The sequence below is a fragment of the Hymenobacter tenuis genome (assembly GCF_054780495.1).
Genome location: NZ_BAAGWF010000001.1, coordinates 2157941 through 2178313, shown reverse-complemented (window position 1 = coordinate 2178313; position 20373 = coordinate 2157941). Strand labels below are relative to the sequence as shown.

Genomic DNA, 20373 nt, shown 5'->3' with positions numbered 1-20373 from the left:
TTAAGCTGAGCCGTTGTTAGCCTCTTGTCTGAAATACGCCGAGAAAGTAGAGCCGCGCCCTAGCTCACTCATCACCTCAATCCGCCCCCCGGCATTTTCCATAATCTTCTTCACCATGTACAGGCCAATGCCCGTGCCTTCCACGTGGTCGTGAAAGCGTTGAAACATGGTGAAGAGCTTGGTAGTATTGGTCAGATTCAGGCCTAGGCCATTGTCGTGCACGTCCAGCACCGTGTACCCATCCACCACGCGGTACTGCAGCCGCACATGCGCCGACCTGTCGGGTGAGCGGTACTTGAGAGCATTGCTGAGCAGGTTATACACCACGCTGCGCAGGTTTTTCTCTGAAAAAGGGATAGCCGGGCACGCCGGTAGCTCTATCTCCATCTGGGCTTCTGAGGTTACAATCAGGGGTTGTAAATCCAGCAGTATTTCGTGCACGATGGCGGCCACATCCAGCTGCGCAATGGGCTGGTCGTTTTCTTTTTGGAGCTTAGTGACTTCCGTTAGGTGTTCAATGGTGCGCTTAAACCGATCCACGGAATCCTGCATATGATGCAGAATAGGCTGTACCTGCTCGTGCTGCGAAGTACTAGCGGGCAGCTCTGAGAGAAGCGCATGCAGCAGGCCTTCAATGTTGTTGATGGGCGCCTTTAGGTCGTGCGAGGCTGAATAAATAAAGTTGTCTAGGTCGATGTTGACGCGCGTGAGCCGTTCATTGTTTTCCTGCAGCTGGCGCTGGGCGTGGTCGATACGCTCCTGAGCCAGCTTGTGCTCATGAATATCGGTGCAGGTGCCAATCCACTGCATAATTTCGCCCTCAGAGCTGCGCGAGGGGAGGGCTCGGCCCAGCATCCAGCGGAACGCGCCCGTTTTGTTCCAGAATCGAAACTCAGTTTCGAAGGGCTGGCCAGTACGCAACGACTCCTGCCAGCGGGCCTGAGCAGCCGGCAAATCGGCCGCATGCATGTATTTGTTCCACTGTAAAGTAGATAGCGCATCGGGTTGCTGGCCGCTAAAATCAAACCAGCGCTGATTCAGATACGTCGTATGGCCAGCCGGGTCAGCGGTCCAGGCAATTTGTGGAATGCCTTCCAGCATACGATTCGCTTCAGCAATGGCCCGTTCTGCCAGTTGCCTAGCCTCTTCTTGCTCCTGAAGCTCCTGGTTTTTACGCGTCAGCAGCACATTCTGCTCGGCTACCTGCGCCCGAATAACCTTGATTTCTTCCTGGGCCGAAAGGCTCGTGGCAATGACGGCCAGCACGGGCGTTTCGTTAAACGTGAGCACATTCATGGAAACTGACAGCGGCAGCTGGGAGCCATCGGCAACGCGCAGGGCCAGCTCGCCTTTGCACTTGCCCGTCCAGCCCTTGGCTACCAGCATGTCCCAGTACGTGTGCGACTCAACCGGAATAAAGCGGGCAAACGACTCCCCGATAACTTCTTCCAGGGCTTTGCCCATCCAAGTGGCCAGGCAGGCATTGCAGTACAAAATGGTTGCGTCTTCGCTTAGCAGCATTGCGCCTTCATTCATCTGCTCAATGAGGGTGCGGTAGCCTTGGTCAGCGCTCTGTAGCGTGTAAATCTGGGGGCCATCGGTGCCTTGTACGGCTAGCGCATCCACGGCTCCAGTCCGGATGGCGGTAATTAGTTCTTCCGCTTCCTGCAGGCGGTAGCGTAGCTCTTCATTTTCAAGAGCCAAGTTTGCATGCGTTTGAGCGGAGTGGTCAGGCATGGCCGCTAAGCTATATTAGGAGGCAGAGGAAGCAAGGCCTAGGGCTAGCAGCACCCGGCTGCGTTCCGATAAATCGCCAATGAGGCGGCGTACCGGCAGCGGGAACTTCTTGATTAGCGTGGGGGCCGCAATAATCTGCTCCTGCATGGCCAGGGTGGGCTGCTGGTAGATGTCAACAATGTGCAGCTCGTAGCGCCCCTGCAGGTGCTGCTCACAGATTTCCTTGATATTGCGTACCGCCCGGGTGGAGTTGGGGGTTGCGCCCGTGATAAACAAGTGCAGTACAAACTCAGCTGTCGGTGGCGAAGGCATTTCGTGCGCTATCATGCCTAGCGCAACTCTTTGCTTTCCAACGGACGTATATCCAGCCCTACCAATACACGCTCCTGGTTAGATAAGTCGCCGATGATTTTGCGGATCGGGACTGGCACTTTCCGCACTAGGGTCGGGATGGCCAGAATCTGGTCGCCTTCGGCTAGCTGCGGATGAAGCAGCAAATCAATTACTTCTAGCTGGTAGCGCCCCTTCAGGTACTGCTCACAGTACTTTTTCAGGTTGGCCAGCGCCGAAACGGATTTAGTCGTTTGGCCAGCTACATACAAGCGTAGCTCCCAGGTTTCGTGGTCCTGGGAAGGGTCCAGGGCAGTGGTTTCAGTCCTCATACCGTCTTGCATAAAAGGTTAGTCGGCCGTGGGTGAGGGCTGCTCCAGTTCGCTGTTCCGAGCAATCTGGTTGCGGGTATTGGTGAATTGTTGCTGGCGGAGCGGCTCTTCTGCATTAATCTGCCGCAGCTCTTCTTCCACCGACTCAAAATTGGTGCGCAGGTTGGCAATGGTGGCTTCCAGTACGCGGCGTTTGCGTTCCAGCTCCCGGTCCTTGCGCTCAGCATCCTGTTGGGCTGCCAGCAGCTGTGCTTCTTGCATCATTTGTTGGGTGTGGCGGCTTGCCCCGGTCACGATGCCACTAGGTCCGATTACCACATCAAGTAATTGGATGCCGTTTTCGGTAACGATGAACTCGCGCACTTGGTTGGAGTGGCTCATGCCGCGCGACTTCAGGATGCTGAGGCCGCGGTTTCGCTCGCCCACACCTTCCAGGTCGCGGACGGTTATCCAGGTATCCACCAACGACGACACGCCTTCTTCCGTCATTTCCTGCTGTAGGTTGCGCCCACTGATTAGGGAGGTGAATACGGCCGTGATGTTGTGAAGCTTCAGAAAGTCAATCAGGCGCGTGAGCATGCTGCGCACTTCGGCAATGTTGCCCACCGTAATCAGGTTGCTGATGGGGTCGATGACGACGGCATCCGGCTTGAACTCGCCGATGAGCTTATGCAGCGTGACCAAGTGGCGCTCCAGGCCGTTGAGCGTAGGCCGCGAAGCTTCAATGTGCAGCTGGCCCTGCGCTATCCAAGGGGCCAGATCAATGCCCACCGAACGCATGTTGCGCACCAACTGCTGCGGCGATTCCTCGAAGGCGAAAAACAGGCAACGGCCACCTTCTTTACAAACTTGGTTGGCAAAGCCAGAGGCCAGCGTAGTTTTAGCTGTGCCGGCCGTGCCCGTTATCAGGATGCTGCTGCCCTCATATAACCCTCGTAGGCCAAACATGTCATCGAGGGCCAGTATGCCCGTAGAAACAATCTTGTCTGAAACCTCATGCGACAGCTTTAAGGAGGTAACCGGTATTACCGAAAAGCCATCTTCCGTGATGATGTACGGGTATTCGTTGGTACCGTGCGTGCTGCCGCGGTATTTCACAATGCGCAGGCGCCGGGTGGTAATCTGGTCGATAACGCGGTTATCAAGCAGAATTACGCAGTCGGAAACGTACTCTTCCAGGCCTTGGCGCGTGAGGGAACCGTCGCCACGCTCCGCCGTAATGACCGTTGTAACGCCTTTATCCTTCAGCCAGCGAAACAGCCGCCGGATTTCGGAGCGCAGTACTCCCTGGTTAGGAAAGCCAGAAAACAACGCCTCAATGGTATCGAGCACCACGCGCTTGGCCCCGATGGAGTCAATGGCGTAGCCCAAGCGAATAAACAGACCGTCGAGGTCATATTCGCCGGTTTCCTCAATCTCGGACCGGTCAACGTGCACGTGGTCGAGTCTGAGTTTGCCCTGGGCCTGCAAGCCCGGCAAATCGAAGCCCAGGGAGGTCACGTTGGCCGCCAGCTCATCGGCGGTTTCCTCGAAGGTCATTAGCACGCCGGGCTCGTTGTAGTCCTGAATGCCGCGCACCAGAAACTCAATGCCCAGCAGCGTTTTGCCACAACCTGCGCTGCCGCACACCAGCGTTGGGCGGCCTTTCGGGAAGCCACCTTCCGTAATTTCATCCAGGCCTTCAACACCCGTGGGGGCCTTGGGTAGTGTGGAAGGGGTAGGGGCAAAAGAAGTGACGGGTGCTTGCATGCAGAAACAGATTTGAACTAAAGGTACGTGCTTTCTGCAGGAATGGTCTGAGCTCAGCCGCCCGGCAGGAGCATCCAAGCCCTACACTGACTAGCCCAGCCTACTACGCCAACCTCCAGACGCTGAGGCAGAAGCTGAACAGTAAGCATTGCGGCTGACAGCGAATGAACTTGGCAACAGATTGAGTAGCTGAGCCTCTGCGCGGGTAGCTGAACAGGAAATCGGGCCGGGTTCTTGAAAGGTTACTAGCCTAGTAACTGGCGTAAAACTGCCCGGCCATGGGCGCTGCGCAAAACTCATCCGGCAACTAATAAACCCAAAATGGGAAACCGAGTAGCAGATTGACATCTTCTTGGTGCCTTCACGATGAGAATATAACTGGCGCTGCTACTGCTAGGAGCGTTGGCAGGCAGCAAGCGGTTTGCGGAATAATTTTTGGGGTGCCTGTCGGCTGCGCTACCCCCTTCCAATAGCCCAACTGCCATAACTGCCGTAGTCCTGTTGCGGGGTACTATCCTTCTTGCTGGGTCAAAGCCGATTCGGAAGTTGCGTAGCAAGCTCAACTAGTACGATCTTTATAGTCAGGATGCGTGTACTCCCTTCTTTACATGCGCATCCGCAGCTGCTTTTCTTTGGCTTATGGATTCCACTTTTCGTTCTTCCGACGCTTTGCCTGACTCGCTGGCCGCTGCGCACGCTGAAATATTGGCTTTGCGCACGGCTTTGGCAGAGCAACGGATGCTAGCCCGCATTCCAGAGCAGAACCCGAATCCAATTTATCGGCTGGGCCCCGCTCGGAAACGCCTGTATGCTAACCCCGCGGCGGAGTTATTGGCCAGTGAGCTGTCGGAAGAAGAGCTGGAGGCTGGACGAGACTTGTGCTTCGGCTGGGCCATGAATGGGCTGGTTTCAGGCCAGGAAAGCAAGTATGAGTTGCAGGTTGGCAGCCGCTACTTTTCGGCATGTGTGGTGCCTTTTCCGGAGGAGCAGTATGTGAATCTGTACTTGGTAGAAATAACGGAGCGGGTTATTGCCCAGCAGCGGCAAGCGGCCCAGCAGGCATTTGTGCAGCAGGTGCTCGATGCGCTGCCCATCTTGGTGTATGTGCGGGATGAACAAGGGAATTACGTTTTCCGTAACCGGGCCACTATTCAGCTAAGTAACCGCCTGCTCAACGAAACGCCTTCCCCCGAAACGGCTGCCATTCAGGCCGCGCAGCTAGCCTCCTACGATGCTACTGACGCGCAGGTGCTGGCTACCGGCAAGGAAGTTTACGTGGAAGAACCCCTGATGCTGCCGGACGGAGAGCCCCGGTGGTTGCAGACGATTAAGCAGCCTCTGGCCTGGGATGGCGGCGAAACCCACGTGTTGGGCGTGAGCACCGATATTACGGAGCTGAAGCAGGCCACTGAAAACGCCACAGTAGCGGCCCGGGCCCGGGAAAACTTCTTGGCCAATATGAGCCACGAAATCCGGACCCCGCTGAATGGAGTGCTGGGTATGGCCAACCAGCTCAACAAAACCAACCTGAGCGAGCGGCAGCGCGAATTACTAGGCATCATTCGGTCTTCAGGCCAGCACCTGTTAGGGGTGATTAACGATGTGCTGGACATGGCCAAGATTTCCTCGGGCAAGCTGGAACTGGCCCGGGAAGCCTTTAACCTTTGCGACTCCATCAGCCAGGCCCTGCAGCCGCTAGCCCTGCAGGCCCAGGAAAAGGGCATTGAGTTCGTGGGCACGCCGCTGCGGAACTCCTGCCCATATCCGTGGGTAGTAGGAGACCCGCACCGTCTAAATCAGATTTTGCTGAACTTGGTGAGCAATGCCGTGAAGTTTACGCCGGCCAATGGCCACATTTCCGTGGGGGGCTACCTGCTAGCTGAAACTGCCTCAACGCTTACCGTGGAGTTCCGCGTGACGGATACGGGCGTAGGTATTGCTCCGGACAAGGTGACGCGCATTTTCGAGAACTTCACGCAGGCTTACGCAGATACCGCCCGGCACTTTGGCGGAACCGGTTTAGGCTTGTCCATCAGTCGGGCGCTGGTAGAGCAAATGGGCGGCAAGCTTACTGTTAGCAGCACCCTAGGGCAAGGGAGCACCTTCGCCTTCCAGCTGACGCTCCCCCGCACCGTGGAGCTAACCCCGCTTGAGCAGGAACCTGCCTACGATACCGGAGCCCTGCGCGGCCGCCGTATTTTGCTGGTAGAAGACAACGAGATAAACCGCGTAGTGGCGCGCATGCTGCTGGAAGAGTGGGGAATAGAGCTGGATGAGGCGCCCGATGGTACGGCCGGACTAGCCTGCTTCGAGAGCCAAACCTACGACGCCGTGCTGATGGACATCCAGATGCCCGGCATGAGCGGCATGGCCGTAACAACGGCCATCCGCCACCATCCTGACCCGCGGCGCGCGTCAGTTCCCATTCTGGCCCTCACGGCCAACGCATTTCAGGCTGATACGGAGCGTTACCTGGCCTGCGGTATGAACGACTGCGTAGCCAAGCCTTTCCAGGAGCAGGATCTGTATGCCAAGCTGCTGAATGTACTGGCCCCGGCGCCATATGATCTGACCTCCCTGCACAACCTTTCGCATGGCAAAAGCACGTTTGTGTACAGCATCATCCGATCCTTTCTGACGAACATGCCCGCGTCGTTGGAGCTGTTGCGCGCGGCAACCCGCAGCGAGAACTGGCCCGAAGTGGCCCGCCTGGTACACCACATCAAGCCCAGCCTGCTGGCTCTGGGCATAGCGCCGGCGGCACCATTGCTGGTGCAGCTGGAGCAGCTCACGCGCCAACACCCCGATGAGCAGGAAGCCGCCCAAGTCAAGGTTGCTTCTATGGCCCTTCGGCAGGTAATAGAGCGGGTGTTGCGGGCCCTGCCCGCAGAGTTAGCAGCCTCTGAAGCCTCCTGAGGTGGCTGCTTGCTAAGCCTGGCACTCCCGGCAAGTGCCGGCCAGCAGGTAGTTGCGCGTAGCGGCCTCAAAACCCGCTGGAAGTAATACTGCGGGAATGGCAATCTGGTTTAGGCAGTAAATGTGCTGGCAGTTGGTGCACTTAAAGTGCACATGGTTATCAAAGTGGGCGTGCACATTGCACTCCACGGAGCAGGAAGCGTAACGCACCGTGTCGCTGGTATCGATAACGCGGTGAATCAGCCCGCTTTCTTCAAAGGTTTTAAGCGTGCGGTACAGGGTAATCCGGTCGGTGTCGCCGCCTAGTTGCTGCTCTATTTCATGGCCGGAAAGCGCAAAAGCAGACTCAAGTAGCACTTGCAGCACCGCGCGCCGCATGGGCGTCTGGCGGAGGCCATGTCTGGAGAGGGTCTGGGAAATACGCTCAGTGCTTGTCATAATGCCCGCAAAGATACTAGGTCGAAACTGACGCCAAACTCACCGGATGGTCAGATCCGCACATCCGGAAGGGGCGGAAGCCAGACTGACAGACCAAGTCCTTGCAGGGAAAAAGTAAAAAGGCCCTAGCCGATCAGCCAGGGCCCTGTTGCAACAGGTTGCTCTTACCGGCAGACACACACCTGTAACAGCCGGTCGGCTAAAATTACGCAAAACATTTAAGCAGTTCTATATAGTCCCTTGCACTCGAAAGTAAAGCCCTGATGTTTTTCTGCGTCCTGTAGCAAGTAACGCCTAGCTAGTGCTTGCCTTACAGCTGTGTGCTAGCCCCTTACTGCAGACCAACCTGCTTAAGTCCGAATTATGATCAGGACTAGCTGTATTGGTCGTGGGTTACCCGATGCTGTATAGAGAAACTGATATATAATGTAATATTTTTTATCTTTTTTTGTAACATTTCCATCCATCATGAGTACCAGCCTATATGCATTAGGGCAAGGTGTGGTTGTTTTGGTAAATGCTTCTCTAAAAGGAAGTTCAACCCCTTGATATGTAGCGTTATATACGCCAATGGCCTGTTTGTATACCCGATTGTTGTATGATTGATTGTATTACTTTTATAATTTTTGGATCAAAAAATCATAATAATTATTGTTTAAAGTATAAAAATTGCTTTCTTTGTGCACCTGAGCTTTCTCTTACCTGTAAACCACCTGTGCTGTCACGTTTTACGTTTGTTACCAACTGCTCTCTATGGAACGTTATAGACACTACGCTGATGCATCGAGCATTATTCTGCCGCTGGTAGATGTAATGCTTATCTTCGGAGCTTTCCGGGTAGCGGGTTTCCTGGTGCAGGGTACCTGGTTTTTTGGTGGGTACTACCCGTTCTTTTACGCCATTTTCGCGTTGCTTTGGTGGATTTTGTCGGGGCGCTTTGCTAACATCTTCCGTACAGATAAGCTGATCACGTACCCCGAGAAGCTCATGTACCTGATGCGCACTTTTCTGCTGCATGCCGGGGTAGTGCTTATCGGAGTGGTAGCGCTAAAAATGTACTGGCTACCGTCTGATTACCTGTTTTCCGTCTATAGCCTCTCAGTAGCAGGCGTGGTAAGCGGCCGTTTCCTGATTACGTTCTTTTACCGGGCCTACCACCGCCATGTGGCCCGCCCCAGCAGCCGCTTCGTGATTGTGGGCGCCGGCGCCAGCGGACAGGAACTCTACCGTTTCCTGGAGTCGCATGACCCGATTGCCAACCAATTCATGGGCTTCTTCACTGATAACCTCACCTCAGTGCCCGAAGGCTTGCACTCCCTGGTTCGGGGCCGACTCTCAGAACTGAAAAACTACTGCCTGCGCGCGCAAGTCGATGAAATCTACTTCGCCATGCCGCTCGACCGCCGCCAGCTTATTGAAGACCTGTCACGCTTTGCGGACGACCATTTCCTTTCCTTCCGTATCGTCCCCGACTTCCGGGGAACTGTCCGTAAAGACGTGAGTGTGTATTTCTACGACCATATGCCCATCCTTACCATTCGGCACGAGCCGCTTGGTATTCGCACCAACCTGCTGCTGAAACGCCTGTTCGACATTGCCTTCTCGCTGCTGGTTATTGTGGGGGTTTTCCCAATTGTGCTCACCGTTCTAGCCATCCTGATCAAGCTAGATTCGCCGGGCCCAGTGTTCTTTAAGCAGATGCGTCCTGGTAAGCGGAATCAGCTATTTCCGTGCTACAAGCTGCGCACCATGCGCTCTGACCACGGCCGCACCGAGCTGCAAGCCACCAAAGGCGATGCGCGGATTACGCGCGTGGGCCAGTATCTGCGCAAATACAACCTCGATGAGCTGCCCCAGTTCTTTAACGTGCTGATGGGCCACATGTCGGTGGTAGGGCCGCGCCCCAACATGATTTCGCAGCTGGAAGAGTACAGCAAGCACATCCGGACCTACCAGATGCGCCACGCCGTAACGCCCGGAATTACAGGTTACGCCCAGGTAAACGGCTACCGCGGCGAAACCCGCGAAGCCGGCACCATGGAAAAGCGCGTGGAGTACGACCTGAAGTATGTAGAGAATTGGTCGTTTGGGCTGGATATGAAGATCATTGGCCAGACCGTCTGGAACATGGTGAAAGGGGAGAAGAACGCCTACTAGGCTTCACCTGAGTACCAAGTGTTTGGAAGCTGCAAGGAGGGGCGTAGAACGCTGTGCCAGCTTTCCCGAATTCTGACTTTCCTTCTCTTACCGTCCGAAGCACCGTTTATGCTACCAAAGCTACCCGTCCTAGATTCTTGGATTTCAACTGGCACGCCCACTGATTTTGTAACCTCCATTCTGAAGCTGGGCGCCATGCGGGTGTCGGCGTACGTGTGCTTTGCCAATGTGCACATGGTAGTGGAAGCCCAGCGCGACCCCGATTTCCAGCAGATTCTGGCCAACGCCGCCATTGTCGCGCCAGATGGCAGCCCCGTAGCGGCGGCGGTTGGCTGGTTTAATGCGGAAGGCAAAGCCCAGCCCCGGGTTGCCGGCATGGATCTGCTACCTGCCCTGTTAGAAGCCGCCGCCGAAAGCGGTCAGTCGGTGTACTTTTATGGTACTACCAACGAGGTGCTGAACGCCATGGTGGCCCGGGCCCGCCGTGAGTTGCCCACGCTGCGCATTGCAGGCGTTCACTCGCCCCCATTCCGCCCCCTTACCCCCGAAGAGGATGCGGCGGAGGTAGCCGCCATCAACGCCGCCGACCCCGACCTGTTGTTTGTAGCCTTGGGCTGTCCGCGGCAGGAACGCTGGATGGCCACGCACCAAGGTCAGGTCAGGGCCTGCATGCTGGGCGTGGGGCAGGCCTTTCCGGTATATGCCGGCCTAGAGCAGCGCCTGCCGGTGTGGGCTCGCCGCTTGTGGCTGGAGTGGGCGTACCGCTTGTGGCTGGAACCAAGGCGCTTGTGGCGCCGCTACCTAGTAACCAATACCCGGTTTGTGTACATGCTCTCCCGGCGGGCACTGGCGCTGCTAGCCGGCCGCCCTGCAACCCGCGCTACCGTCTGAAACGGAAGCAACAGCCCAACTCAACGCTAGGACTATTCTGGGAGGCTGATTAGGAAGCTCAAAATAGCTTTGTAAGGATAATTATGACTAATTTTTTAACCTTATTAAATAAAAGTTAAAAAATTTATTGACAAGGTTATAATTTACAGTATATTTCAGCAACTGTAGATCAGTAGATAAATCTAGAAATAGTACACTGAGTACTTCTCGTTGGCTCCTCTTTCACTACCTCCCTATTTATCTGTAACCCTATGAAAGCAGTGATTTTCGCGGGCGGCTATGGCACCCGTATTAGCGAAGAGAGCGGTGTACGTCCCAAGCCTATGGTGGAGGTTGGCGGCAAGCCAATTTTGTGGCATATCATGAAAATTTATGCTCACCACGGTATTTATGACTTTGTGATTTGCTGCGGCTATAAGGGCCACATGATTAAGCAGTATTTCTCTGACTATTTTCTGCATAACTCCGACGTGACGTTCCGCATGGACCGCAACGAGATGCAGATTCACCGTAACCACGCCGAGCCCTGGACTGTGACGCTGGTGGATACCGGGCAGGAAACCATGACCGGTGGCCGCTTACGCCGCGTCCGCGAGTACCTCGATAATGAAACCTTCTGCCTAACCTACGGGGATGGGGTAGGGGACGTGAATATCAAAGAGTCTATCCGCTACCACCGCGAGCAGGGCGCGTTGGCCACACTTACGGCAGTGCGCCAGCCGGGTCGTTTTGGGGTATTTAACCTCCAGAATGGGAGCAGCATGGTTTCTAGCTTCACTGAAAAGCCCGAAGGCGGCGAAACGCCCTGGATTAATGGCGGATTCTTTGTGCTGGAGCCAGCCGTGTTCGATTACATTGACGGCGACGACACCGTGTGGGAAAAAGCGCCGCTTGAGCGCTTGGCCGCCGCCGGTAACCTAGCGGCTTACCGTCACGCCGGATTCTGGCAGCCGATGGATACTCTGCGCGATAAAAACATCTTGGAAGAGATGTGGCAGCAAGGCAAAGCCAGCTGGAAAGTGTGGGATGATACGGCCAAAGCAAAAGTCGCGGACCCCGTACTGGCTGACATTCTGAATACGCCGGTAAAGGCACCCCTTGATCAACTGGTGGCGGCTCCAACCATCATGCCGGCCGATTAATTTTCTATCCTACGCAGGTAAAAAGTGCTTGCGCTAGCCTGGCTACGGGCCAGAAGCTGGCCCGTAGCTGAACCCTTATGCCCGCTTTTCGCCCGCCTGAGTACTGCTTTCTTCAAAACTAACCTCCCTTTATGCACCGCATTCTTATCACCGGAAACATGGGTTATGTGGGGCCAGGCGTTGTGCGCCACCTGCGGCAGCAATTTCCACAGGCCGAGCTTATTGGCTATGATATGGGGTATTTCGCCCACTGCCTAACTGGGGCCCAGCGTCTGCCGGAGTCGCGCTTGAATCGGCAAATTTTCGGTGATGTCCGCTTCTTGCCGCACGGGCTTTTGGAGGAGGTAGATGCCGTCGTGAGCCTGGCCGCCATCAGCAACGATCCCATGGGGCAGACTTACGAGGAGGTTACGCTGGATGTAAACTACCGGGCCACTATTGAGCTGGCGCGGCAGGCCAAGGCAGCGGGCGTACGTAGCTTCGTGTTTGCTTCTTCTTGCAGCATGTATGGAGCTGGGGGTGAAGGGGCCAAAACCGAGGCCTCGGACCTGAACCCGCTAACGGCCTACGCCCGCTCCAAAGTATTTAGCGAGCAGGACCTGCGCCTTTTAGCTGACGATGCCTTCACGGTTACCTGCCTGCGCTTTGCCACGGCCTGCGGCTGGAGCGACCGGCTACGGCTTGACTTAGTGGTGAACGACTTTGTGGCTGGCGCCGTAGCGGCCGGCGAAATCAGTATTCTCAGTGATGGTACGCCCTGGCGGCCGCTCATTCATGTAGAGGATATGGCACGTGCTATTGAGTGGGCCATTGGGCGCACGCCCGAGGTTGGCGGCAATTTCCTGGCTATCAACACCGGTTCTGATCAGTGGAATTACCAAGTGAAGGAGCTGGCCTATGCAGTGGCTGAAGCGTTGCCCGGAACCCAGGTAAGCCTCAATGCCGCCGCGCCGCCTGATAAACGTTCGTATCGGGTTGACTTTAGCCTATACCGGGAGCTAGCGCCCGCGCACCAGCCCCGTCGCACCCTCACCGATGCCATTGCCGAGCTGCGCGACGGGCTGCTGCGCATGAACTTCCGCGACTCCGCTTTCCGCTCTTCTGAGCTCATGCGCCTCAAAGTTCTCACGGGCTTCCGCGCCTCAAGCGAGCTGACGGATAGCCTAGCCTGGGCGACAGCCGCCACTTCGCACCCTATTCTGCAGCCGGTTCCCGCCCTAATCTGATTTCGTCTCGCCAGAGCCTACCAACCGCCCCAGCTACTATCCTGCCTTTCATCCCGACCTCTTACATCAACCAGCACTACCTATGATTTTCACTGAAACCGAGCTGCCGGGCGCTTTCATTATTGATGTAGACCGGATGGCGGATGATCGGGGGTTTTTTGCGCGCTCCTGGTGCGAAGATGAGTTTGCCGCACACGGTATCCTGATGCCGCCGGTGCAGGCCAATGTGTCCGCGAATCCGCGCCGGGGTACACTGCGCGGCATGCACCTGCAATTGCCCCCTTATGAGGAAACCAAGCTGGTGCGCTGCACCCGCGGCGCTATTTATGATGTAATTGTGGATTTGCGGGAAGAATCGCCAACGTATGGGCAGTGGCTGGGCGTTGAGCTGACTGCTGACTCGTTTCGGATGCTATTTGTGCCCGGGCGCTTTGCGCACGGCTTCATTACCCTGCAGGATAATTCCGATGTCAGCTACCAGGTGTCGGCCAAATACGCCCCTGGGTACGAGCGGGGCATCCGCTGGAACGATCCGGCCATTGGCATTCGCTGGCCCCTGGCGCCCACCATTATTTCAGAAAAAGACCAGAACCTGCCAGATTTCGATTTGAAAATTCCGGCCGTAGTGGAGTCAACGCCATAGCCTGCCGGTGCCCACCTGAAGTTGCTAGGGCAGCAGGTCGGCCCACCTCAGGTAAGTGCAGTTTGATACCTAGTCAGCCCTTTCCCAACTCCCTCCCCTCGTTATGCTCTAGAAGTATGCTCATCATAGATACGGCGCTTCAAAAGCGTCAGCGCGAAGGCCGCCCCATTCGGGTGGCGATGGTAGGTGCCGGCTTTATGGCCCGTGGTATAGCGCGGCAAATTTGCCGGTATGTGCCGGGCATGGAGCTAGTGGCGATTGCCAACCGCACGTTAGGAAAGGCGCGCGCAGCTTATACCGAGGCCGGCGCGATGGATGTGGTGGAAGTAAACTCAGAGGTTGAGCTGGAAGCCTGCATTGCGCAGGGCCGCCCCGCCATTACCGATAACCCATTGCTGCTCAGCCGGGCCGCCGGTATTGAAGCCATTATTGAGGTAACGGGTGCCGTGGAATACGGCGCGTACGTGGTACTGGAGGCCATTCAACACGGTAAGCACGTGGTGGTGCTAGGCGCCGAGCTCGATGGCACGGTAGGCCCTATTCTGAAGGTATATGCTGATCAGGCCGGGGTAATATACACTGTATCGGACGGCGACCAGCCGGGCGTAACCCTGAACTTGGCGCGCTTCGTGAAAGGCCTGGGCATCACGCCGGTGCTTTGCGGCAACATCAAAAGCCTCCACGACCCGTACCGCAACCCTACTACGCAGGAGGGTTTTGCCAAGCAGTGGGGCCAGAACCCGAGCATGGTTACCAGCTTTGCCGATGGTAGTAAAATCAGCTTTGAGCAGGCCGTAATTGCCAATGCGCTGGGCATGCAGGTGGCCCGCCGTGGTATGCTCCGGCCAACCGTAGCGCCGGGTACATCCATAACCAAAGCCGCAGACTGGTATCCGCATGAGCTGCTGCTCAATGGCGGGCCTGGCATTGTAGATTATGTGGTAGGAGCGGAACCAGGCCCCGGCGTATTTGTGCTAGGTACCATTGATGATCCAATTCAGCAGCATTACCTGAAGCTGTACAAGCTAGGCGACGGGCCACTGTACTGCTTTTATACGCCCTATCACCTGTGCCACTTCGAAACGCCCACCACAGTAGCCCGCGCCGTGCTGTTTCAGGATGCTGCTCTGGCTCCTGCCGGCTCCATGTGCGTGGAGGTGGTCGCGGCCGCTAAAATACCGCTGCAGGCCGGGCAGGTGCTGGATGGCATCGGGCACTATCACACCTACGGCCTGGCCGAAAATGCCGCTGTTACCCGCCGCGAAAACTTACTGCCCATTGGGGTAGCCGAGGGGTGCATCCTGCGCCACAATATTGCCCAGGACCAAGTGCTTACCTACGATGATGTACTACTTCCGGAAGGCCGCCTGATTGATAGGTTGCGCCGCGAACAGGAAGCCTATTTCCATCACCCGGCCAGCCCAGTAGAGCAAGTGGCCAGATCCCAGCCCGTTGTGTAACCCGGTTTTACTGTTTTTCTATGTATCGCTAATCCTTACTCCGTCATGAACTCACATCTCCCTGCTAACCATCATCCGGCTGTTCCGGCTCCTCATGTGCCGTTTACCTTGCTGGAGCAACCGCCTGAGCCCCTGGTGCCGCCAGCTAGCCCGTGCCGGTTTTGTGGTACTCCGCTCGATGTTACGCTGGTTAATTTGGGTACTTCACCCTTGTGCCAGCACCATGTACGCCCCCATGAGTTCAACCTGGCGGAGCCTTTCTATCCGTTGCACGCACGTGTTTGCCGGGAGTGCTTTCTGGTGCAGCTGGATACGTTTGTAACCTCGGCAGAAATTTTCCAGAACGAGTACGCGTATTTCTCCTCCTATTCGGCTTCCTGGCTACGCCATGCCAAGCGCTATACCGAAATGGCTACGGAGCGCTTCGAGTTAAACAAGGAAAGCCTGGTAGTGGAAATTGCCTCCAATGATGGCTACCTGCTGCAGTATTTTCTGGAGAAAGACATTCCGGTACTCGGGATTGAGCCGGCCGGCAACATTGCCAGCTACGCCCAGGCCAAAGGTATCAATACGTTGGTCAGATTTTTTGGCAGCGAAACCGCTACCCACGTAGCCGAGCAGATAGGCAAAGCCGATTTGCTACTGGGCAACAACGTGCTGGCTCACGTTCCGGATATTAATGACTTTGTGGCGGGAATGAAGATCCTGCTCAAGCAGGGCGGCGCCATCACTATGGAATTTCCGCACCTGTTGCGCCTGATGGAAGGCAATGAGTTCGATACCATCTACCACGAGCACTTTAGCTACCTGTCGTTCTATACCGTGGAGCGCATTTTTGCGCATCATGGCCTTACCCTCTTCGATGTAGAAGAACTGTCGACGCATGGCGGCTCGCTGCGCATTTATGCCTGCCACACCCACGACGCGTCGCATCCGGTAACTAGTCACGTAACCGAGCTGCGGGAGCGAGAGCTAGCTATTGGGGTTACGGAGCTTTCGTATTACAGCGGCTTCGAGGAAAAGGTGAAGGAAACGAAGCGCAAGCTTCTCGAATTTCTGATTGAAGCCAAGCGCGAAGGAAAGTCTATAGTGGGCTACGGAGCGCCCGGCAAAGGCAACACCTTGCTCAACTACTGTGGTATCCGGACCGACTTTTTGGAGTACACGGTGGATATCAGCCCCCATAAACAAGGCAATTTCCTGCCGGGCACGCGCATTCCCATTTGCCACCCCGACCGGATCCGCCAAACTCAGCCCGACTACCTGTTGATTTTGCCCTGGAACCTGAGGGAAGAAATCATGGAGCAGATGCAGGACATCCGGGAATGGGGCGGCCGCTTTGTCGTTCCGATTCCGGAAGTGAAGGTGTACTGCTAGCGCCTAGCCCTTGCCGCCGCCTGAACCGGTACTACCGGGTTTGGACGCTGGCAAGGGCTAGTGTTAGTTTATCAAGTCTACCAATTTCGTTACCCTTTCCATGGCTTCTGTTGTGCCGCCTGCCTCTGCTACTGTGGAGGAGCTAACCTCAGCTCCTGCAACGGCTATGTACGCCCTGCTGGAACGACTTTTTCCTATCTGCCGCAGCATTACCGGCAATGGGGTCCGGCAGACGCTGGCAGTGCTACAGGAGTACCTGCCTGATTTGCAGATTCACGAAGTGCCCAGCGGCACTCCCGCCCTCGACTGGAAAGTGCCGGCGGAGTGGAACATCCGGGATGCTTGGGTGAAAAATGCGGCCGGCGAGCGGGTAATTGATTTCCGGCAGCACAACCTGCACGTGATGCAGTACAGCACCCCAGTTGCGGGCTGGTTTTCGCGCGCAGAGCTGGAGGAGCATCTATTTTCCTTGCCGGAGCAGCCCAGCCTTATTCCGTATCGAACCAGCTACTATCAGCCAAACTGGGGCTTTTGCCTTAGCCAGCACGTCCGCGACCAGTTGCAGGACGAGTACTACGAAGTGTGCATTGACAGCACCTTGGACGAGGCCGGCGCCTTAACCTATGCCGAGTTGGTGGTGCCCGGCACCACTTCCGAGGAAGTGCTGTTTTCGTGCCACTGCTGTCACCCGTCCCTCGCCAATGATAACCTGTCGGGACTAGTGACGGCCGTGTTTTTGGCGCGGGAGCTGGCCCAACGGCCCCAGCGCTTTACGTACCGCTTTGTATTTGCGCCCGGCACCATTGGGGCCATTGTGTGGCTGAGCCAGCATGCTGAAAACCTGGCGGCCATCCGGCACGGCCTGGTGCTGGCGTTGCTCGGTGGCCCCGGCAACTTCACCTACAAGCAAAGCCGCCGCGGCACCGCCGCCATCGACCGCACCGTGGCCCTAGCCCTGCGCAGCTCCGCAACCCCTCATGAGGTGCGCCCCTGGCTGCCCTACGGCTACGATGAGCGGCAGTACTGCTCCCCGGGGTTTAACCTGCCGGTGGGCTGCCTTTCCCGTACGCCCTTCGGGGAGTTTCCGGAGTACCATACCTCCGCCGATAACCTGGCGTTTGTGCGCCCCGAGCAGCTAGCCGAAAGCCTGCACCTGCTGGTAACCATCTGCGAAGCGCTGGAAAGCAACCGCATCTACCGCAACCTGAGCCCCTATGGCGAACCTCAACTGGGGCGCCGAGGGCTCTACAAAGGCATCGGGGGCGGGCAGGAAGGCGCTGACTGGCAGATGGCGCTGCTGTGGGTGCTGAACCTGGCCGATGGCCAGCATAGCCTGCTGGATACGGCGGAGCAAGCCGGGCTACCGCTGCCGCTGCTGCATAAAGCTGCCACTGCCCTGGAAGCTGCCGGGCTGCTGCAACCCCTTTAACCTGCTACCTGGCCTAGGGCCACCACCTGATGGAACCTACCACTTATACTACCTTAGAATCTGCTGCTGCGCTGGATTCACCGCAAAGCCCTGATTTTCATGCTTCTGATAGCTTGCGGGCGCGGTTTCACGCGGCCATTCCGGGCGGGGCGCATACCTATGCCAAAGGCGACGACCAGTTTCCGGAGCATATGGCACCGTACATCGTGCGGGGCGCCGGGTGCCGCATCTGGGATGCCGATGGCAATGAGTTTATTGAGTTTGGCGCCGGGTTGCGCTCCGTAACTCTGGGGCACGCCTACGAGCCGGTAATTTCGGCTGCGGCTCGCCAGATGGCACTGGGGTGCAATTTCGGCCGCCCGGCCGTGCTGGAGCTGGAAACCGCCGAGGAGTTCCTGGAGTTTACTAGGGCCGGCGATATGGTGAAGTTCACCAAAAACGGCTCCGACGCAACCAGCGCGGCCGTGAAGCTAGCCCGCGCCTACACCGGCCGGCCCCTGGTGGCCATCTGTCAGGATCATCCCTTTTTCTCAGTCGACGACTGGTTTATCGGCTCCACGCCCTTGCATGCTGGTATTCCGGATGCCATCCGGAACTTAACGGTGGGGTTTCGCTACAACAACCTGGCTAGCCTCGAGCAGCTTTTGGCCCTGCACCCGGGGCAGGTAGCCTGCGTGCTGCTGGAAGTAGAGAAAGAAGTAGCTCCTGAACCAGGGTTTCTGGAAGGCGTGCAGGCCCTGTGCCGCCGAGAAGGAGTTGTCCTTATCTTCGACGAAATTATTACCGGATTCCGCTGGCATAACCAAGGCGCCCAGGGCCTCTACGGCGTGCAGCCCGACCTGAGCACGTTCGGGAAAGCGCTGGGCAACGGCTTCAGCATAGCAGCGCTGGCCGGCCGCCGGGAGCTAATGGAGCGCGGCGGCCTGGAGCACTCGCACGAGCGGGTATTTCTGCTTTCCACTACCTACGGGGCCGAAACCCACGCCTTGGCGGCGGCTAGGGCCGTCATGCAGGTATATCGCCAGGAGCCGGTAGTAGACCAGCTGTACGCCGTGGGGCGGCGGCTGGCAGCTGGGTTACAACAGTCGGCCCGGGAGCATGGCCTGAGCCAGCAGGTGCAGGCACTAGGCCAGCCCTGCTGTCTGATCTATACCACCCGCGATGCGCAGGGGCAGCACTCGGCGGCCTTACGCACCCTATTTCTGCAGGAAACCATGCGGCGCGGGCTGCTTATGCCTTCCCTTATCGTGAATTACTCGCACACCGAAGAAGTGATTGACAGCGTACTGGAGCGGTTGCACGAAGTACTGGGAGTGTACCGCAAGGCCCTGGATGAAGGCGTGGAGAAATACCTGCACAGCCGGCCGGTGCTGTCCGTGTATCGTCGGTTTAACTAACACTAGCCCCCAACAGCTACTAAAGCAGGAAGGCCACCATGTTTTTTGGTGGCCTTCCTGCTTTAGTAGCTGTCTGACGCAGCCCGATTTAAAACGATGACCGAAGCTTTGGTAGCAAAGGCGAGGAGAAAGGAAGCGTCAGGCGTACCAGGCCGCTCAGGGCCAGGCGTACGGAAAGCCAGCGGGCAGGAATGGGCAGCTTCTGCAGAACCGGCAAGTGGAACAGCTGAAGAATGCGGTGGGCATCCTTGATGTCGCGGCGGCGCAAAGCCCGGTACGCGCCCGCCAGGATAAACTGGTGGAAAAAGCGAGCCTGCGCCATCCGCATTTCCGAGTCGGTGAGAAGCTGGTGGCATTCCGCTTTCCGGAAAATGCGCAGCACCAGGTTAATGTTCGTTTCGTTGAACATGCCCATGGTCAGGGCTCCAGCGTGCACCGTGTAGGCAGCCGTAAACTCGGGTACCCGGTACAGGCCGTAGCGCGCAAATACCCGCATCCAGATGTCCGTATCATCAGTATCCTTCTGCTCTACATCAATGCCACCAACGGACAAGTAAGCTTCCCGGCTCACGGCAATGGCGGGCATTCTGACCAAGGAAGAATTGGAAAGCACCTGCTCAACGGCCTGCTTGGGCGCCAGATATTCTTCCCGCTTAGAGGCTTGCTCTTTAATCAGCTGCTCTTCACCATCTACCACCTGCACATTAAACAGCACAGCATGATACAACTCACGCGTTTGGCGCAAGGCCCGCACAATGGTTTCCAGCCCGTTAGGCAGTAAGTAGTCATCATCATGCAGCATCAGGATATAATGCCCCCGGGCCCGCTCCAGACAATGCGTCCAGTTGGTGCCAATGTTGCCGCCGGGCTCGTTCCGGAAGTAGCGCCATTGGCTGGCGGGCTGCTTATCCAGTACCTGCTTGGTTTTCTGCTCGCACAGGTCGTTATCAGTTGAGTTGTCGGATACGATAATCTCTACATCAGCTGGCAGCGCCCCGATTGAGGATAGCGCGCGGCCTAGCAGCTCAGGCCGGTGATAGGTAGGAACACAAATGCTAAGTACCAGATTGGGAAGCTCAGGACGCTCGGCCATTCGCTTCTCACCATGTTGTGGGCGGAGTGTTTCGACGGACATGGATGAGAGGAGGG

Annotated in this window: 16 protein-coding genes; 10 read left to right on the top strand and 6 right to left on the bottom strand. The window is 56.8% G+C overall.

What is annotated here, in order from left to right; all coding sequences use genetic code 11:
- Genes ACYVGU_RS09395 through kaiC form a run of 4 tightly spaced genes read right to left on the bottom strand, consistent with a single transcriptional unit; the run spans position 1 to position 4148 of the window.
- Entirely contained in the window at positions 1–1737 is a 1737-nt protein-coding gene (locus tag ACYVGU_RS09395; RefSeq protein WP_460621829.1) for an ATP-binding protein, read from the bottom strand.
- A 15-nt stretch (positions 1738–1752) separates the two neighbouring features.
- Complete coding sequence (locus ACYVGU_RS09390; RefSeq protein WP_460621828.1) at positions 1753–2064, bottom strand: thioredoxin domain-containing protein; 312 nt, start codon at positions 2062–2064, stop codon at positions 1753–1755.
- 2 nt (positions 2065–2066) lie between these two features.
- Positions 2067–2399, bottom strand: a complete 333-nt coding sequence (locus tag ACYVGU_RS09385; protein ID WP_460614568.1) for a circadian clock KaiB family protein — start codon at positions 2397–2399, stop codon at positions 2067–2069.
- A gap of 18 nt (positions 2400–2417) precedes the next feature.
- The gene (gene kaiC, locus ACYVGU_RS09380) at positions 2418–4148 is read right to left on the bottom strand and encodes a KaiC family protein (protein WP_460621827.1); all 1731 of its coding nucleotides are present in this window, start codon (positions 4146–4148) and stop codon (positions 2418–2420) included.
- Positions 4149–4787: 639 nt separating this feature from the next.
- Between kaiC and ACYVGU_RS09375 the strand changes: the two genes are divergently transcribed.
- The gene (locus tag ACYVGU_RS09375) at positions 4788–7064 is read left to right on the top strand and encodes an ATP-binding protein (protein WP_460621826.1); all 2277 of its coding nucleotides are present in this window, start codon (positions 4788–4790) and stop codon (positions 7062–7064) included.
- Positions 7065–7076: 12 nt separating this feature from the next.
- On the opposite strand, the gene ACYVGU_RS09370 is transcribed toward ACYVGU_RS09375, so the two are convergent.
- A complete protein-coding gene (locus tag ACYVGU_RS09370) occupies positions 7077–7502 on the bottom strand; it encodes a Fur family transcriptional regulator (protein WP_460621825.1) in 426 nt (141 codons plus the stop codon).
- A gap of 753 nt (positions 7503–8255) precedes the next feature.
- Here ACYVGU_RS09370 and ACYVGU_RS09365 point away from each other — a divergent pair.
- The 9 genes from ACYVGU_RS09365 to ACYVGU_RS09325 all read left to right on the top strand — a co-directional run bounded on the left by ACYVGU_RS09365 (position 8256) and on the right by ACYVGU_RS09325 (position 19224).
- Positions 8256–9659: an exopolysaccharide biosynthesis polyprenyl glycosylphosphotransferase gene (locus ACYVGU_RS09365; protein ID WP_460614564.1), complete on the top strand. Its 1404-nt coding sequence runs from the start codon at positions 8256–8258 to the stop codon at positions 9657–9659.
- Positions 9660–9767: 108 nt separating this feature from the next.
- A complete protein-coding gene (locus ACYVGU_RS09360) occupies positions 9768–10550 on the top strand; it encodes a WecB/TagA/CpsF family glycosyltransferase (RefSeq protein WP_460621824.1) in 783 nt (260 codons plus the stop codon).
- A gap of 251 nt (positions 10551–10801) precedes the next feature.
- The gene (gene rfbF, locus ACYVGU_RS09355) at positions 10802–11692 is read left to right on the top strand and encodes a glucose-1-phosphate cytidylyltransferase (RefSeq protein WP_460621823.1); all 891 of its coding nucleotides are present in this window, start codon (positions 10802–10804) and stop codon (positions 11690–11692) included.
- Between the two features lie 131 nt (positions 11693–11823).
- Positions 11824–12918, top strand: a complete 1095-nt coding sequence (locus tag ACYVGU_RS09350) for an NAD-dependent epimerase/dehydratase family protein (RefSeq protein WP_460621822.1) — start codon at positions 11824–11826, stop codon at positions 12916–12918.
- A gap of 82 nt (positions 12919–13000) precedes the next feature.
- On the top strand, positions 13001–13561 hold the full coding sequence (gene rfbC, locus ACYVGU_RS09345) for a dTDP-4-dehydrorhamnose 3,5-epimerase family protein (RefSeq protein WP_460621821.1): 561 nt from the start codon (positions 13001–13003) through the stop codon (positions 13559–13561).
- Positions 13562–13677: 116 nt separating this feature from the next.
- Positions 13678–15021 carry an NAD(P)H-dependent oxidoreductase gene (locus ACYVGU_RS09340; RefSeq protein WP_460621820.1) on the top strand — a complete coding sequence of 448 codons (1344 nt, stop codon included), beginning with the start codon at positions 13678–13680 and terminating at the stop codon, positions 15019–15021.
- 45 nt (positions 15022–15066) lie between these two features.
- Complete coding sequence (locus ACYVGU_RS09335) at positions 15067–16398, top strand: methyltransferase domain-containing protein (protein ID WP_460614558.1); 1332 nt, start codon at positions 15067–15069, stop codon at positions 16396–16398.
- 100 nt (positions 16399–16498) lie between these two features.
- Positions 16499–17827, top strand: a complete 1329-nt coding sequence (locus tag ACYVGU_RS09330) for a DUF4910 domain-containing protein (RefSeq protein WP_460621819.1) — start codon at positions 16499–16501, stop codon at positions 17825–17827.
- 29 nt (positions 17828–17856) lie between these two features.
- Entirely contained in the window at positions 17857–19224 is a 1368-nt protein-coding gene (locus tag ACYVGU_RS09325; protein WP_460621818.1) for a PLP-dependent aminotransferase family protein, read from the top strand.
- An 88-nt stretch (positions 19225–19312) separates the two neighbouring features.
- Here the strand turns inward: ACYVGU_RS09325 and ACYVGU_RS09320 are convergent, their stop codons facing one another.
- Complete coding sequence (locus ACYVGU_RS09320) at positions 19313–20359, bottom strand: glycosyltransferase family 2 protein (protein WP_460621817.1); 1047 nt, start codon at positions 20357–20359, stop codon at positions 19313–19315.
- Between the last annotated feature and the right edge of the window lie 14 nt (positions 20360–20373).